This is a genomic window from Nocardia arizonensis (assembly GCF_001310275.1).
Classification (GTDB): domain Bacteria; phylum Actinomycetota; class Actinomycetes; order Mycobacteriales; family Mycobacteriaceae; genus Nocardia; species Nocardia arizonensis.
In genome coordinates, this window is sequence record NZ_LGYZ01000121.1 from 81,431 (window position 1) to 95,487 (window position 14,057).

At 67.3% G+C, this 14,057-nt stretch carries 15 protein-coding genes and 1 tRNA gene; 7 read left to right on the forward strand and 9 right to left on the reverse strand.

Going from position 1 to position 14,057, the window contains the following annotated elements:
* Positions 1–88: 88 nt before the first annotated feature.
* Positions 89–412: an FmdB family zinc ribbon protein gene (locus APZ21_RS33380; protein ID WP_082393494.1), complete on the reverse strand. Its 324-nt coding sequence runs from the start codon at positions 410–412 to the stop codon at positions 89–91.
* Between the two features lie 69 nt (positions 413–481).
* Positions 482–1,078 (reverse strand): 5-formyltetrahydrofolate cyclo-ligase, encoded by a 597-nt coding sequence (locus APZ21_RS27395; RefSeq protein WP_063125228.1) that lies wholly within the window; start codon positions 1,076–1,078, stop codon positions 482–484.
* A gap of 79 nt (positions 1,079–1,157) precedes the next feature.
* On the opposite strand from APZ21_RS27395, the gene APZ21_RS27400 reads away from it, so the two are divergent.
* The 5 genes from APZ21_RS27400 (at position 1,158) to APZ21_RS27420 (ending at position 5,829) form a co-directional block, all read left to right on the forward strand.
* A complete protein-coding gene (locus APZ21_RS27400) occupies positions 1,158–2,114 on the forward strand; it encodes a UTP--glucose-1-phosphate uridylyltransferase (RefSeq protein ID WP_054816155.1) in 957 nt (318 codons plus the stop codon).
* 146 nt (positions 2,115–2,260) lie between these two features.
* Positions 2,261–3,520: a molybdotransferase-like divisome protein Glp gene (gene glp, locus APZ21_RS27405; protein WP_054816156.1), complete on the forward strand. Its 1,260-nt coding sequence runs from the start codon at positions 2,261–2,263 to the stop codon at positions 3,518–3,520.
* A gap of 12 nt (positions 3,521–3,532) precedes the next feature.
* On the forward strand, positions 3,533–4,183 hold the full coding sequence (locus APZ21_RS27410) for a GNAT family N-acetyltransferase (protein WP_054816283.1): 651 nt from the start codon (positions 3,533–3,535) through the stop codon (positions 4,181–4,183).
* Between the two features lie 298 nt (positions 4,184–4,481).
* Positions 4,482–5,672: a divisome protein SepX/GlpR gene (gene sepX, locus APZ21_RS27415; RefSeq protein ID WP_054816157.1), complete on the forward strand. Its 1,191-nt coding sequence runs from the start codon at positions 4,482–4,484 to the stop codon at positions 5,670–5,672.
* An 84-nt stretch (positions 5,673–5,756) separates the two neighbouring features.
* A tRNA-Ala gene (locus tag APZ21_RS27420) sits at positions 5,757–5,829 on the forward strand.
* Positions 5,830–6,041: 212 nt separating this feature from the next.
* Here the strand turns inward: APZ21_RS27420 and APZ21_RS27425 are convergent.
* The 3 genes from APZ21_RS27425 to APZ21_RS27435 all read right to left on the reverse strand — a co-directional run bounded on the left by APZ21_RS27425 (position 6,042) and on the right by APZ21_RS27435 (position 7,197).
* Positions 6,042–6,467, reverse strand: coding sequence for a PIN domain-containing protein (locus APZ21_RS27425; RefSeq protein WP_054816158.1), 426 nt, complete (start codon positions 6,465–6,467; stop codon positions 6,042–6,044).
* Positions 6,464–6,793, reverse strand: coding sequence for a FitA-like ribbon-helix-helix domain-containing protein (locus APZ21_RS27430; RefSeq protein ID WP_156371362.1), 330 nt, complete (start codon positions 6,791–6,793; stop codon positions 6,464–6,466). Before APZ21_RS27430 ends, APZ21_RS27425 begins: the two co-directional genes overlap by 4 nt.
* Positions 6,794–6,963: 170 nt before the next feature.
* Complete coding sequence (locus APZ21_RS27435; protein ID WP_054816160.1) at positions 6,964–7,197, reverse strand: DUF433 domain-containing protein; 234 nt, start codon at positions 7,195–7,197, stop codon at positions 6,964–6,966.
* 359 nt (positions 7,198–7,556) lie between these two features.
* Between APZ21_RS27435 and APZ21_RS27440 the strand changes: the two genes are divergently transcribed.
* Together APZ21_RS27440 and APZ21_RS27445 are read left to right on the forward strand one after the other, a co-directional pair.
* Positions 7,557–7,862 carry a type II toxin-antitoxin system Phd/YefM family antitoxin gene (locus APZ21_RS27440; RefSeq protein WP_054816161.1) on the forward strand — a complete coding sequence of 102 codons (306 nt, stop codon included), beginning with the start codon at positions 7,557–7,559 and terminating at the stop codon, positions 7,860–7,862.
* Between the two features lie 3 nt (positions 7,863–7,865).
* Entirely contained in the window at positions 7,866–8,387 is a 522-nt protein-coding gene (locus APZ21_RS27445; RefSeq protein WP_054816162.1) for a type II toxin-antitoxin system RelE family toxin, read from the forward strand.
* Between the two features lie 431 nt (positions 8,388–8,818).
* On the opposite strand, the gene APZ21_RS27450 is transcribed toward APZ21_RS27445, so the two are convergent.
* The 4 genes from APZ21_RS27450 to APZ21_RS27465 all read right to left on the reverse strand — a co-directional run bounded on the left by APZ21_RS27450 (position 8,819) and on the right by APZ21_RS27465 (position 14,004).
* Entirely contained in the window at positions 8,819–9,805 is a 987-nt protein-coding gene (locus APZ21_RS27450) for a zinc-dependent alcohol dehydrogenase family protein (protein ID WP_054816284.1), read from the reverse strand.
* A 39-nt stretch (positions 9,806–9,844) separates the two neighbouring features.
* The gene (locus APZ21_RS27455; protein ID WP_054816285.1) at positions 9,845–10,147 is read right to left on the reverse strand and encodes a hypothetical protein; all 303 of its coding nucleotides are present in this window, start codon (positions 10,145–10,147) and stop codon (positions 9,845–9,847) included.
* A gap of 155 nt (positions 10,148–10,302) precedes the next feature.
* Positions 10,303–13,083 (reverse strand): helix-turn-helix transcriptional regulator, encoded by a 2,781-nt coding sequence (locus APZ21_RS27460; protein WP_054816163.1) that lies wholly within the window; start codon positions 13,081–13,083, stop codon positions 10,303–10,305.
* An 87-nt stretch (positions 13,084–13,170) separates the two neighbouring features.
* A complete protein-coding gene (locus APZ21_RS27465) occupies positions 13,171–14,004 on the reverse strand; it encodes an alpha/beta fold hydrolase (RefSeq protein WP_054816164.1) in 834 nt (277 codons plus the stop codon).
* Positions 14,005–14,057: the final 53 nt, after the last annotated feature.

Genomic DNA, 14,057 nt, shown 5'->3' on the forward strand with positions numbered 1-14,057 from the left:
GGCCACCGTGGGAATCGGGCCTAAGGGCCGTTTGTGCACAACACGCGGGCTGTGGACAGAACGCGCGCCCGGTCCGGGCGCGACGAAATCAGCTGGCGACCGCGGTGCTGCCCGCGGTGCTGCTCGCGGCGCTACCGGAGCTCGCCGATCCGCTCGAGGAGCCCGAATCCGAACTCGACGACGTGGAGCCGTTCGAACTGTCCGACTTGGCGGGCTCGCTCGCGGCGGACGTGCCGCCGCGGCTGTCGGTGCGGTAGAAGCCGCTGCCCTTGAAGACGATGCCGACCGAGTTGAACAGCTTGCGCAGCTTGCCCGAGCAGTTCTCGCACACCGTCAGTGCCTCGTCGGAGAAGGACTGAACGATGTCGAAGCGGTTGTCACACTGGGTGCACGCATACGAGTAAGTTGGCACAGCATCCTCCGCAGGGTTCGTCGAATTAGCACTCTACCGCTGACAGTGCCAACATCGCCAATCGGCAGTTCATTCCGTGCGCGGATCGAGCCCGAGCCGCTGCTCCCCGCCGAAGGGCGTCAGCGCCCAGCCCAAGCGGATGTCGTGCGCTTCCTCCGGCAATCGGTCCAGGAGTTCGTCGTCGCGCACCACTGCCATCAGCCGCGCCCCCGGCGTCACCGCGCCGAGGGAACGGTCGTAATGTCCGGCACCGCGCCCGAGCCGGACACCGCGGCGGTCCACCGCGAGCGCCGGGATCAACAGCAGTCCCGCGCGCGCGATCGCCTCCGGCGGAAGTGACGGCCCGTTCGGCTCCCACAGACCCCAGCGCGCGGGTCGCAGCCGGTCCACGCCGGTGTACTCGGCCCACTCCAGCGGGCCGGGCGCCGCGATGACCGGAAGCAGTACCCGCGCTCCGGCCTCGCGCACCGCGTCGAGCATGTCCGTCGACCCCGGTTCGCCGCGCACCGGGACATAGGCGCAGACCCACTCCGAAACCTCGAGTTTGCCGACTGCCTCGGCCAGGGCGACGGCCTCCCGGGCGTGTGCCTCGGCGCTCAGTGCGGATCGCCGGGCGAGAATTTCGGAGCGCCACGCATTTTTATGGCGCTCACCGGGCATCTCCATGCTGATAACCATAAGCTCACCGGGATGCCGGGTCGTCGCGACGGCGATGGGCCGAGTACTGGATGGATAGGGTAGACGTATGACAGCAAAGGCCGGACAGACCGCGGCCGACGCGCCGGTTTCGTGTTTCCGCACCGCCGTCGTCCCCGCGGCCGGACTGGGAACACGATTCCTGCCCGCGACGAAGACGGTGCCCAAGGAATTGCTGCCCGTGGTCGACACCCCGGGTATCGAGCTGGTCGCGGCCGAGGCCGCCGACTCCGGTGCCGAGCGGCTGGTGATCGTCACCTCACCGGGCAAAGACGGCGTGGTCGCGCATTTCGTCGAGGACCTGGTGCTGGAAAGCACCCTCGCCGAACGCGGCAAATTCCACCTGCTGGAGAAGGTGCGCAAGGCGCCCGCGCTGCTCGCGGTGACCTCGGTGGTCCAGGAGGAGCCGCTCGGGCTCGGTCACGCGGTCGCCCAAGCCGAGGGCGTACTCGACGACGACGAGGACGCGATCGCGGTGCTGCTGCCCGACGATCTCGTGCTCCCGTGCGGTGTGCTCGATGTGATGAGCCGGGTGCGCCGCAAACGCGGCGGCTCCGTGCTGTGCGCCATCGACGTGCCGAAGGACCAGGTCAGCGCCTACGGTGTCTTCGACGTGGCGACGGTGCCGGATGCGGTGAACCCGAATGTCATGCGGGTCAACGGCATGGTCGAGAAGCCCGCGCTCCAGGACGCGCCCTCCACCTACGCGGCCGCGGGGCGATACCTGTTGGACCGCGCCATCTTCGACGCGCTGCGGCGTATCGAGCCCGGCGCGGGCGGTGAACTGCAACTCACCGACGCCATCGCGCTGCTGATCGCGGAGGGGCATCCGGTCCATGTGGTGGTGCACCGTGGGTCGCGCCACGATTTGGGCAACCCGGGCGGTTATCTTCGTGCTGCGGTCGATTTCGCCCTGGAACGGGAGGAATACGGCCCGGCACTGCGGGAGTGGTTGCAGCATCGGCTCGGTCCCGACTGGGATCCGCAGCTGACGACCTACGACTGAGGGTCGCGGTTTCGCCCGCGGTGAATCGTCGGGTACGAATGGTGATTCACCGCCGGGCGCGGTGGGCCACCGGCGCGGATCGAGCGGTGCCCGCGGCGCGGCGGCGAGAACCGTGAGGTGTGTGGACAGGATCAGGGAAGGGCTGGATGCGCTCGGTTGAGGATCAGCAGATCAAGGTGACCGCGGCGGCGGTCGCGCCTCGGCCGGTCCGGGTCGCGATCTCCGAGGCACAGGGGCTGCTGTGTGCCGAGGACGTGGTCACCGAGCGTCCGCTGCCCGGATTCGATCAGGCCGCCATCGACGGCTACGCGGTGCGCAGCGTCGATGTCGCCGCCGCCGGGTCGGATATCCGCAACGAGGAGGGCGAACTCGTCGATCTCACCTTGCCGGTCGTCGGCGAGGTCGTGGCGGGTTCACGTCAGCCCATCCGTCTGCAACCGCGTCAGACGGTGCGCGTCGACACCGGCGCGCCGCTGCCAACTTTGGCCGATGCCGTACTGCCGCTGGACTTCACCGACGGCGGCCGGGCCAGGATCAAGGTCTACGAGCCGGTGCGGTCGGGCGACTACGTGCGCCGCATCGGTGACGATGTGCAGCCCGGCGATATCGCCGTGCGCGCGGGCACCATCATCGGACCCGCGCAGGTCGGTCTGCTCGCCGCCGTCGGCCAGGACAAGGTGCTCGTCCATCCGCGCCCGCGCCTGTCGGTGATCTCGGTGGGCGGCGAACTCATCGACATCGACCGGACGCCCGGCCCGGGGCAGGTATACGACGTGAACTCCTATGCCCTGGCCGCCGCCGCGCGCGACGCGGGCGCGGACGTGAATCGCGTCGGCATCGTCAGCGACGATCCGCGCCGGTTGCGCGATGTCGTTGAGGGGCAGTTGGTGCGCTCGGAGGTCGTGGTGATCGCGGGCGCGGTCGGGGGATGGGCCTCCGAGCAGGTCAGGGAGGCTCTCGAAGGTCTCGGGGAGTTGGAGATAGCCAGGGTCGCAATGCATCCGGGTTCGGTCCAGGGCTTCGGCCGGTTGGGTCGCGACGAGGTGCCGACCTTTCTGCTGCCATCGAATCCCGTTGGCGCGCTTGTAGTTTTCGAGGTGATGGTGCGACCGTTGATTCGTATTGCCCTTGGGCGCAGGCATCCCATGCGCCGTATCATCCGGGCCAGGACCATCACGCCCATCAGCTCGATGGCCGGACGCAAGGGTTTCCTGCGCGCCCAGCTGATGCGCGACGAGGCCACCGGTGACTACCTCGTGCAGCCGCTCGGCGGCGCGGCGGGGGCATCCTCGCATCTGCTTGCCACGCTCGCCGAGGCGAACAGTCTGATCGTCATCGATACCGACGACACCGAGATCCGCACCGGCGACGAGGTCAGAGTCGCCTTTCTCGCACAGCGTGGCTGAGGCGTGGACACCATGAACGTTTTCCGGGTGACGCAGCATCCCGGATGGCCCGCGCATCTCGGTCCGGTGACGGTCGCCGCCGGCCGGGTCACGCTGCGTCCGGTGCGCTTGCGCGATGCCTCGGCGTGGAGTCGGATTCGCTTGCGCGACAGGGAACATCTGGAGCCGTGGGAGCCGACCGGGCGCGGGACGTGGGAGGCGCGCAATCACGCGAGCAACTGGCCGTCGCTGTGGTCGAGTCTCAAGGCCGAGGCGCGCCGCGGGGCGATGATCCCGTTGGTGATCGAGGTGGACGGACATTTCAGCGGGCAGCTCACCGTAGGCAATATCGTGCGCGGCGCGTTGCGCTCGGCGTGGATCGGGTATTGGGTGGCCAAGGATCTCGGCGGCCAGGGTGTCGCCACGGCCGCGCTCGCGCTCGGACTCGACCACTGTTTCGGCTCCGTCGGCCTGCACCGGGTCGAGGCGACGGTGCGGCCGGAGAACCTCGCGAGTCAAGCCGTCTTGCGCAATGTCGGATTCCGTGAAGAGGGGCTGTTGCAGCGATATCTGGACGTCGACGGCGCCTGGCGCGATCACGTCCTGGTCGGGATCACGGTGGAGGAGATCCAAGGAACCGTGGTCGATCGACTGGTCCGCGACGGCCGGGTCACCCTCCCGTAGGGGCCGCATTCCGATGAAAGTGACACGCCGTGCCCTCGCATGTCGTGATCATGGGAATTTTGTTACCAGTGTGACTTGTGTGCACGGCGCGCCTGCCGGACAGTCCCACGACGCGGAATTAACCTACGGACGTCGGAGGTGCGTTCCGCGCTTCCGGCATGGCGCCTGCGGGGCGACCGGCGACCGGACTCTGGTCCGTCCGTTTTGCACTGAGCGAACGCACGGCGGTGGGGACACGGTGCGGGAATTTCGCGGGCCGAACGGGCAATTCAGACGGGGACGGAGGTGCTGAGACGATATGCCGAATTCGATTCTGTGGATCGGCCTCGTCGTGCTCTGGGTCTTCGTCCTGTTCCCGATACTCGCCGACCGGCATCCCCGGATTCGGCAGACGACCGACGTGGCGTTGGCAACCCGCGTCCTGCACCGCGGAGGTTCCAAGCGGCGCATGAGGAAAGGACCGGCCGCCGGACATGACAGCGATCCGGACTATCGGCCGACCCGAGCGCAGAGAAAGCTCTTACACAGCGATGATGCGGAGGACCGGATGAGCACACCGGCCGACGAACAAGTCACCGAGGCCGACCAGCAACTCGGGCCGCTGCCCGAACTCGAGACGGGCGGAAGCCTGTCCGACACCGTGGAAGCCGACGGGGACATCGCCGCCGCCGAACTCGCCGAATCACCCGAGCACGACCCCGCCGACACATCGTTCGACGCCGACGCGGCGAATATCGCCGCCGACCACAACGATTCGGACCACGCCGACGCGGCAACCGACGGATTCGCTGCGAATTCCGACAATCCGGCCGATGATGACGACGTGGCCGACGAGTATCTCGAATCGACCGCGGCACGCATTCCGCCTGCCCGGTCGGCGGCCCCCGCGCGCGTCGACGATCCGCATACCAGCGAGCCGGAATACAGCGACGAACAGGACTACGAGGACGCCGAATTCACCGGCGCCCCCGAATACGGCGGCGATTCGGATTTCGTGCCGACCCGACGCGGTCGCGGCGGCTACGACCCCGAAGCCGACGCCATCGCCCGCGCCGCGCGCTACACGTTCCGCCAGCGCGCCGTACTCGGTCTCGTCCTCACCGCTATTCTGTGCGGCGCCCTCGGCCTGGTCCTCAGCCCCCTGCTGTGGTGGGCCTGCGGTCTCAGCGTCGCCATCCTGGCGACCTATCTGGCGTATCTGCGCAAGCAGGTACGGATGGAAGAGGACATCCGCCGTCGCCGCTCCGCCCGCCTTTCCCGCGGCCGTGATATCGAGGATCACGCCGTCGAACGGTCCCGCCGCGCCCAGCAGCAGGCCCGCCGCGACATGGACCGCGAAACCGCCCGCTCCCTGCGCCGCCGCTCCACCCTCCTCGAACCCGACGACGAGGACCCCGCCTTCCACCACCTTGACCCCTTCGACCCCGCCACGGCCCGCGCCCTGCGCCGAGCCACCGAAAGCGAACTCCGCCGCGCCGCAGGCGCCTGACAAAACCATCGCTGACCTGCCGATTCGGAGTCCGGAGGGAACCTTTGCTACAGTTACCCGGCGCGGTTCCCTCCGGGAGCCCGCGGGGCTATAGCGCAGTTGGTAGCGCGTCTCGTTCGCATCGAGAAGGTCAGGGGTTCGATTCCCCTTAGCTCCACTTTCCAGCGAAGCCGCAGGTCATGGACCTGCGGCTTTGCTGTTGTGTGGTGTTGCGCGAACACTGGTGATGGTCAGTCGTCCACGGGCGTCGGTCATGGGTGATCATGGTGTCCCAGGTGTTGAAAGCTCAGCTCGGGGATGGTCTGTTCTCCTCTTACTGGTGGTCGACTCGATGTCGAGGTGTCGAGGCGCGTTCGTATCGAGGTGTGTCTATCCGTGGTGTGTGCCAGTGGATGGGTCGAGCAACTTCACGCCTTTGCCTGCGAAGTCCTTCACGTTCTGGGTTGCCAGGGTCGCGTCGTGGGCCAGGGCGATAGCCGCGATCTGTGCGTCGAGGACTTCCCCGGCCGCAGGTTTGGGGCGCTTCACCATCAATGTCGCGTAGTAGAATGCGGCGGCGTAGTCGAACGTCAGTACCCGCCCGGCTGCCTGGAGGGGTGCGAACACGGCATCGGCCGCGACATCGAGGGCGGCGCGCTTCTTGCCCGTGTCGAGCGTGTAGATGCCGTTGAGGGTCTCCATGACCGTAACGGAAGTCGTGTAGACGGTCGGCTGGGTGACCAGCCAGGCGGCGACGATCGGATACTTCTCTGGTGTCATCGCCGCGGCGATGACATTGGTGTCGAGAATGATCATTGCTTCGAATTCTCGTGGCGTACATCGATTTCCGGCACGTCACCATCAAGGGTCTGTCGAAGCTCGGCGAGCCGGGTGAAGAGGGCGGCCCCGGACAGAGGGTTGGTTGTCGGGGTGTCGTCCTCGGTGGCGGCGCGAGTGAGGATGTCTCGCACCTCGGCTTCCATCGACCGACCGTGACGAGTGGCCCGGCGTTGGATGGTTGCCTTGATGGCGGGATCGAGGTTGCGAACATTCAGGTTGGTCGGTGTCGCTTTGCTGGGCGCCGCATCTTTGGTGGTCGCCCTACGCGCCTTCTGGGTCTTCGATGTCTTGATGGTCGCCATGAAGTCGATGATATCGGAATGCACTCAGGCTGCACTCAGTCCCGACGGGATCGGATCGTGTCGGCGCGGAAATCTCGAACAGTGACCGGCCACCCCCAGAAACGAGAGGTGATGTCGCCGCATCGGCGGCGTCAGACGCCGCCACCGACAGCGAAGTCACGACAGGAACTTCACGCTGCGCTGACGGAGACTACGGTATGTCCGCCTGCTGCCAGGGCGCCGAATTCCAACGCCGCGAGCAGGTCGTCGGACTCCAGATCTGGATAATCCTCCAGGATTTCCTCGGCGCTCATCCCGGATGCCATCATCTCCAGGATGTTCTGCACGGGTATCCGCAGTCCCCGCACCACCGGCTGACCGTGGCAGATCTGCGGATCGGAGGTGATGCGATTGAGGCGGGACATAGCGATATCGTAGCCTTGCCGGTTGCGCCTGGGCGAGGAATGCGCGTGGATGTCGCCTGGCCCGATCCGGAGTTCGGACTCGTATGGCGGCAGCCAGAACGACGTGCAGTGAACCGTCCTGGATCCGGTAGAGACTCGGGTTCAGGCCGCCTCTTCGACCGGCGGTAGGTAGCCGATCGCCGAGTGCAGACGCCCGGTGTTGTGCCAGTGCACCCACGAGGTCATTTCCCGTTCGAGTCCGGCCCGAGCGCTCGGGGTCGCAGGTCAATGATCTGTGGGGGTAGTCATCGTGGTGAACGTCTGAAGTCGGTCGTCAAGAACGCCGGGAGAATCTAGCTAGATTTCTGTACAGTTGTGGGATGTCCATTCTGCACAACAGCCGTGAGCTGAGTGTTTCCGACGCCGCGCAGCGAGGCGTCGCAGGCTTGGTCGCGGATGCCGAGAGTGGTACCGACTTGGTGGTCACCCGCCATCGTCGGCCGGTGGCCGCCGTGGTCGGTATGGATCGGCTCGCTGAATTGGATCGGGCGGAGTCCGATCTGCGTGACCTTGCGCTGGTGCTCGCACGGGCTGCGACCGACGGCGGGAACCGCACGTCGCTCGATGACGTGCTCGACGCCTTCGGGCACACGCGGCAGTCACTGGCCGAACTCGACGACGAGTAGCCGGTGGTCGAGGTTCTGTTCACCGATGCGGCGATCGATGATCTTCGAAAACTCGGTCCCGACGCGGCGCCCAAAATTCTGAAGAAGGTTCTCCTGCTGCTGGATTCACCGCAGGCCGGTTATCCGCTCGGCGGCGAATTGACGGGATTCCGCAAACTTGTCGTCGGTCGCAATACTTGGCGGATCGTGTACAGGGTCACCGATGCACAGACCGTCGAGATCTGTGAGATCTGGCCGATCGGGGCGCGCGCCGACTCCGAGGTGTACGCGGAAGCTACGGCTCGGAGCGTCGCGGCTGCCGGTCGACTACCGGAATTCGGCAAGCTCGGCGCGGTGGTCGAGCGACTCGGCCGAAACTTCGAATCCTTCGGCGTGCCAACGGCACCGGTGCGCGAACCCGTCCCCGACTGGCTCGCACAGCGATTGATCCACACGGCCGGTATGGCTGCCGCCGAGGTCGCGGCACTCGATCTCGAACAGGCCGTCGATCGCTGGGCCGAGTACACCTCGCGACCGTCGGCATAGCCCCGAAACGCTCATGTGCTGATGGCTCCGCCCTGCCCGTCCTGACGCGGTACGGATCGCCGGGCCTTCGACCGTCGGCGCGTTCGGGTTGTGGCACGTCAGGCCCACATCCCAATTCCCATTTCCCCGGGTCACAGCCATGACGCGCCGGCACCTGATGCCGACGAAGGATCTCGCTAACCGTGCGCCGGTCACACGGCTCCCAATGTTCCGGTGGCGCCATCGGTCTGCTCGGGGGACATGCCTCGGCGTTAGCGGCCCGGTGCTGCTCAATGCCGTGCGGACGCAGGCACAAGGAGTGCGTCCTCGAATTACGTGGCGGTGATGTCGATTTCGCCGCCAACGCGGATCGCCCGGCCGCGCGCGGGATCCGTGCCGAACTGGTGGCCGAGAGCGGCACCGCGCCGCTCGCACCGGTCTGTACTGTCGGATTACTTCGGGACGGTGATGACGACCTTGCCGGTCCTCGTGCCCTCGGCGACCGAACGGTGCGCTTGCGCAACTTCGGCCAGGGTGTAGGACGTCGGGTCGACAATTGGCGTGATAGAGCCTTGATCGACAAGCTCGGCAACGGCGGTGAGTATCTCGCCGTGGTGCGCCCTGCCTTCGCCGGTCAGGAGCGGCAACAGGGTGAACACCCCGGAATAGCTGGCACCGCGGAAACTGAGCGGCGCGAGGCTGTGGCTGCCCCAGCCCAAGATGCTCACGACGCGGCCGGTGTAACGGCGGACGGCGGCGAACGAGGCGTCGAGGGTATCTCCACCCGTGGTGTCGAGGACGATGTCGAACCCCGCACCGCCGGTCGCGGTCCGCACATACTGCTCGACGGTCGTGGTGGTGTAGTCGATGGGGGTTGCGCCCAGCGAACGGATTATTTGCAGACTGCCGCCGGACCCCGTCGCATAGACGGTCGCGCCGCGTGCGATCGCGAGTTGGACCGCGACGTGCCCCACGCCACCCGCGCCCCCGTGCACCAGAACCAGGTCGCCGGCCGCAACGTCGGCACGGTCGACGAGCGCCTCCCACGCGGTGATCGCGACCAGCGGAAGCGCCGCCGCTTCGTGCATCGTCAGGCGTCGCGGCTTGTGGGCGAGCAGCACCGGGTCGGCGGCGACGTACTCCGCCAACGAGCCCGGCTCCGCACCGATGCCTCCGGTCATGCCGTATACCTCGTCTCCGGCGGCGAAACCACGCACACCCGGCGCGACGTCGACGACCACACCTGCGACATCGATTCCCAGGATGGCCGGTACGGATACTTGTGCGTGCGCGGCAGCGCCATCGCTGATCTTGATGTCCAGCGGATTGACCCCGCTCGCAGCCACCTTGACGAGAACGCGGTCCGGCCCGAGGATCGGCCGCTTGACCGTCTGCGGCACCGGCGGCGAGCCGAACGCCTCGAGCACTGCCGCGCGCATCGTTTCCGAACTCATCGCTTTCGATACCTCCATTGATCTTTAGTCGATGTGCTGTATGAGGGTCGTCAGCTGCCAGTCCACAGTGCTGTGGTCGATGGTCGCGTGGACCGGGGAGTCGGCCATTTCGCCGGTGATTCCGGCCGCGCCGGCACGGGCATGCGCGAGGCTGTCGTAGGCGACGATGTCGATGATCGAGCCGTCGCCGCGCCGTAGGATCCGGCGCCACCGGAACCCGGGCCTGCGTTTGAGATACTCGTTGATGTCGCTGTTGGCGGCCACGAAGTCTTCCACTGTTCTGCCCGATGCCAGGCTGAACGTGGTGATCTCGAGTACATCGGTCATCTTCGGTTCCTTCGCGCAGTCGGTGCCCAGTAGGCGGCGATCTCGCCGCAGGCGAGTCACCCCACCGACCCATGCTCGCGCAGGCCGAGGCGCGTTACATCAGTCGATCGACGTCACAACGAGGCGCAGTGGGGCCGTGCTCGACCCGCCGACCGCTACTGTCCGAGCGCGACCAGGGCATCGCGCAAGGCGGCCCGGGAACTGATGCCGAGCTTCGGGAAGACGCGGTAGAGGTGGGTGCCCACCGTGCGTGGGGAAAGGAACAGCTGGTCGCCGATCTGCCGGTTGCTCAGACCAGAGGCGGCCAGGCGGGCGATCTGTAACTCCTGCGGTGTCAGCTCCGCGCCGCGACCGTCAATGGCCCCCCGGCGGGTCGGGCCGGTGGCCCGCAACATCATCTCCGCCCGCTCGGCCCATGGAGTCGCGGCGAGCGCGGTGAAGCGTTCCCGGGCACTTTCGAGATGTGGACGAGCTGCCCGCAAGGCACGCCCACGCCGCAGTCGTTCTCCATAGGCGAGTTCGACCCGGGCCAGCGCGAACGGCCAGCGGGCCGACGATGGATCGGTCAGCAGCGCCTCGTACGGATCAGGAAAGGCGTTGTCGTCGCACGCCAGTGCCGTCGCCGCCCGGTAAAGGAACCGCGAGTGCGGGGACAGCTCCGGGATACCGGCGTCCGCGGCCGCGCGCACATGCGCCCGCGCCGAATCGCTCGCACCACTGCGCACCGCCGCCTCGACGAGGTCCATGACCATCCACGGCGTCACCTGCTCGTGCGGTGGAAACGTTCCCGGTTCACTGACGGCCGAATACGCGTCGAGCGCGTCACCGTAGCGGGCCTGGCTGAGCGCGGCCAGACCATCGACGTAGGCGGTGAAGGTCCGTACCGCCAGCGCGTTGCGCGGCAGTGCCCACTGCCGCATCCGGCCATGAGCGACAGCGAGGTAGGACATGTCCGCACGTGCTGCCGCGAGCAGCATCCGCGGTAGCAGCGCGCCCCACAGCAACAGTGCGTACCCGTTGTCTTCGCATAGCGAGATCGCCTCGTCAGCGTAGGCGCGCGTCTCGTCCCAGCGTCCGCCGAAGAACGAGTCGACACCCAGCATTACCAACGCGTTGGCGGCGAGGGCGATCGTCTCCCCGGAGTGGCCGGCCGCGACCACACGCTGGAGGGCGTCGCGGGGTACCCGGCCGACGTACCAACCCGCACGGGCGAGATCGACGATCCGCAGTGGGTTCGCCTCTTCGTCGAGATCGGCGACCATCGCATCGAGTGACCGAAGATCGGCCGGGGTGGAACGCACGGGGTCGGCGAACGTCACCGCCTGGATCCGCAGCTCCCGCGACAGCAGCGGCGCGAAGCGGGCGACAGCGTCGTCGAAGACCGTCCACAACTGCGCCCGCCCACCGAATGAGCAGACAGTCATCAACGTCTCCAGCACGGCCTCCGCGCTGCGTGGGTTCGCCCGGTCGATCGGAGTGCTGTCGAGCGCGCCGACCAGCAGTCGGTGCGCGGTGTCGATATCGCCGTCGGAGTTCAACAGTTGAGTGGCGGCCGCCGCCGCGGTCCCCAGCGTGTCGGACACGCCCGGATGTTCGCCCCGCGCGCGGGCGAGCAGAACGCCCGCACCAGCCAGCGCGCCGGTGACATGCGCGCCGATGTAGGCCGCCTCGGTCAGGCGCCGAGCCCGTTCGATCGGCCTGGCCGTCAGGTCGGCGGCGCGCAACAGCAGTGAAATCGACTGCACGGAATCGCCGCGGGCCAGCGCGATATCCGCGACGCGGACCAAGTCTTCGGCAATGGTGTCATCCGGGCCGAGTGCCGCCTCGGCCAGATGCAGCGCACGTGCCTCGGGCTGCGTCGTGAGTTGCGCCAGACGCCGATGGGCCGCTCGCCGTTGCGGCGGCGATGCCAAATCGACCACCGCGGCGCGCACGAGCGGGTGACCGAACAATACACGCCGGCCGCGTCGGTCGACGGTGACGAGGCCGCTCGCCTCGGCCGGCGCGAGGTCCGGGTCGGAGGCCGCGATGACATCCATCAGCGCGGCTCCGGCGCCCCGGTCGAGCGCCGCCAGCAGTAGCAGTCGCCTGGTCGGGGTCGGCAGCGACGATACCCGCGCGGTGAACAGACGCCGAAGCCGATCGGTCAGCGGCAGCGTGGTGGGCAGGAAGTCGGCTCCCGACTCCTGTTCCGAGGTGAGGGTGCGGGGAAGTTCGATGAGAGCGAGCGGATTGCCGCCGCCCTGCTCGACGATCCGCTCTCGCACCGACTGATGCAGGCGCGGGTGCAGCGAGTGGACCAGATCGCGGGCGGACTCCGCATCCAGCGGGGCAAGGGTGAGTTCGGTTATCGCCGTACGGTCGAAGAAGCTTTCGTCACCGGAACGCTGTGTCAGCAATAGTCCGATGCGGAAACCGGCCAGCCGTCGAGCCACGAGACCGAGGACGCCTGCGCTGGCGCGGTCGAGCCATTGCAGGTCGTCGACCACGACCAGGACGAAGGCCGAACGTGCGAGCCGCTGAAGCAACGTCAATACCGCGGTGGTCAGCAGCAGACGGTCCGGCGCTGGGCCGTCGTCCATGCCCAGAGCTATCTGCAGTGCTGCCCGGTTGGGCTCCGGCAGATCGGCGAGCTCCGGCGAGACCGGCAACAGCAGCTGATGCAGTCCGGCGTAGCTCAATTCGGCCTCGAACTCCGCCCCGTAGGCCCGCAGAATGCGAGCGTCGAATTCCGCCGCGGCCCTGTCCAAGGCCACGTCGAGCATCGCCGTCTTGCCCATTCCCGGCTCGCCGGTGATCATCAGCGCCGCGCCGTCTCGCGCCGCGCTGTCGAGGAACTGCACGACAGCGGCCACCTCGTCGTCGCGACCGACCAGGTCCGCCGCACCCGTACGCTGTTCCCGGCGACCGTGCCAACCCCCGTCTTTCGGCCTCACCCTGCACATCGTGTCAGGATCCGCCTGGTAGCGAAAGAAGTGGGGCCGAGCGGAGAGACCGGCGGTCACCGATCCCCCCGTGCACAGTCAGGACTTCAGGAACTCCAGCAACGCCGGGTTCACAACCTCGGGATGGGTCCATGCGATGTTGTGCGGACCGCCGGCGACCGTGACCACCTTCAGATCCGGGATCATCCCAGGCAGTCGCGCCGCTGTGGCGGCGTAGGGCAGGATCCGGTCGGCGTCGCCGTGGATCAATAGCACGGGAACGTCGATCGTGCCCAGATCCGCACGGAAGTCAGTCAGCCACGAGTCGACGGCCGCGTAGGTCGCGAACGCCCCCGCCTGCAGCGCCATCACGAAGGCCGCCTGCCATGCCTGATCGCTGATGCGGGTTCCGCCGAGGACGTCGACGTTGAAGAAGTCATCGAGGAATTGTTTGAAGTACGCGGGGCGGTCATCGGCGATAGCCGTCTTGATACCTTCGAAAACCGAGCCCGCGACACCCTCGGGGTTCTCATCGGTCCGCAGCAGGAAAGGCGGGACCGCTGCCATCAAGACCGCCTTGGTGACGCGCTCGGAGCCGTGCCGCGCCAGGTACCGGGTAACCTCACCCGTTCCCATGGAGAAGCCGACGAGGACCGCATCCCGCAGATCGAGGTGGTCCAGCAGCGCGGCGAGATCGTCGGCGAACGTGTCGTAGTCGAACCCGATGGTCGTGTGGCTCGACATCCCGAAACCGCGGCGGTCGTAAGAGACCACCCGGTATCCAGCGCCCAGCAATGCACGGGCCTGCTTATCCCATGAGCGGCCGTCCAGCGGGAAGCCATGGATCAGCACGACCGGCTGGCCCGTTCCGTGGTCCTCGAAGTAGATCTCGATGTCATGGCCGTTCTCTTGGCCGACCGTCAATGTGGGCATGCGAACCTCCTGGGTCAATGGTGTGGCAGGCGCTCCGACGAGCCCGGCCTCTC

Coding starts and splice junctions, on each gene's coding strand:
- APZ21_RS27395 (WP_063125228.1), bottom strand. CDS start 1,078: ATGGAGATGCCCGGTGAGCGCCATAAAAATGCGTGGCGCTCCGAAATT.
- APZ21_RS27400 (WP_054816155.1), top strand. CDS start 1,158: ATGACAGCAAAGGCCGGACAGACCGCGGCCGACGCGCCGGTTTCGTGT.
- glp (WP_054816156.1), top strand. CDS start 2,261: ATGCGCTCGGTTGAGGATCAGCAGATCAAGGTGACCGCGGCGGCGGTC.
- APZ21_RS27410 (WP_054816283.1), top strand. CDS start 3,533: ATGAACGTTTTCCGGGTGACGCAGCATCCCGGATGGCCCGCGCATCTC.
- sepX (WP_054816157.1), top strand. CDS start 4,482: ATGCCGAATTCGATTCTGTGGATCGGCCTCGTCGTGCTCTGGGTCTTC.
- APZ21_RS27425 (WP_054816158.1), bottom strand. CDS start 6,467: ATGATCATTCTCGACACCAATGTCATCGCCGCGGCGATGACACCAGAG.
- APZ21_RS27430 (WP_156371362.1), bottom strand. CDS start 6,793: ATGGCGACCATCAAGACATCGAAGACCCAGAAGGCGCGTAGGGCGACC.
- APZ21_RS27435 (WP_054816160.1), bottom strand. CDS start 7,197: ATGTCCCGCCTCAATCGCATCACCTCCGATCCGCAGATCTGCCACGGT.
- APZ21_RS27440 (WP_054816161.1), top strand. CDS start 7,557: ATGTCCATTCTGCACAACAGCCGTGAGCTGAGTGTTTCCGACGCCGCG.
- APZ21_RS27450 (WP_054816284.1), bottom strand. CDS start 9,805: ATGCGCGCGGCAGTGCTCGAGGCGTTCGGCTCGCCGCCGGTGCCGCAG.
- APZ21_RS27455 (WP_054816285.1), bottom strand. CDS start 10,147: ATGACCGATGTACTCGAGATCACCACGTTCAGCCTGGCATCGGGCAGA.
- APZ21_RS27465 (WP_054816164.1), bottom strand. CDS start 14,004: ATGCCCACATTGACGGTCGGCCAAGAGAACGGCCATGACATCGAGATC.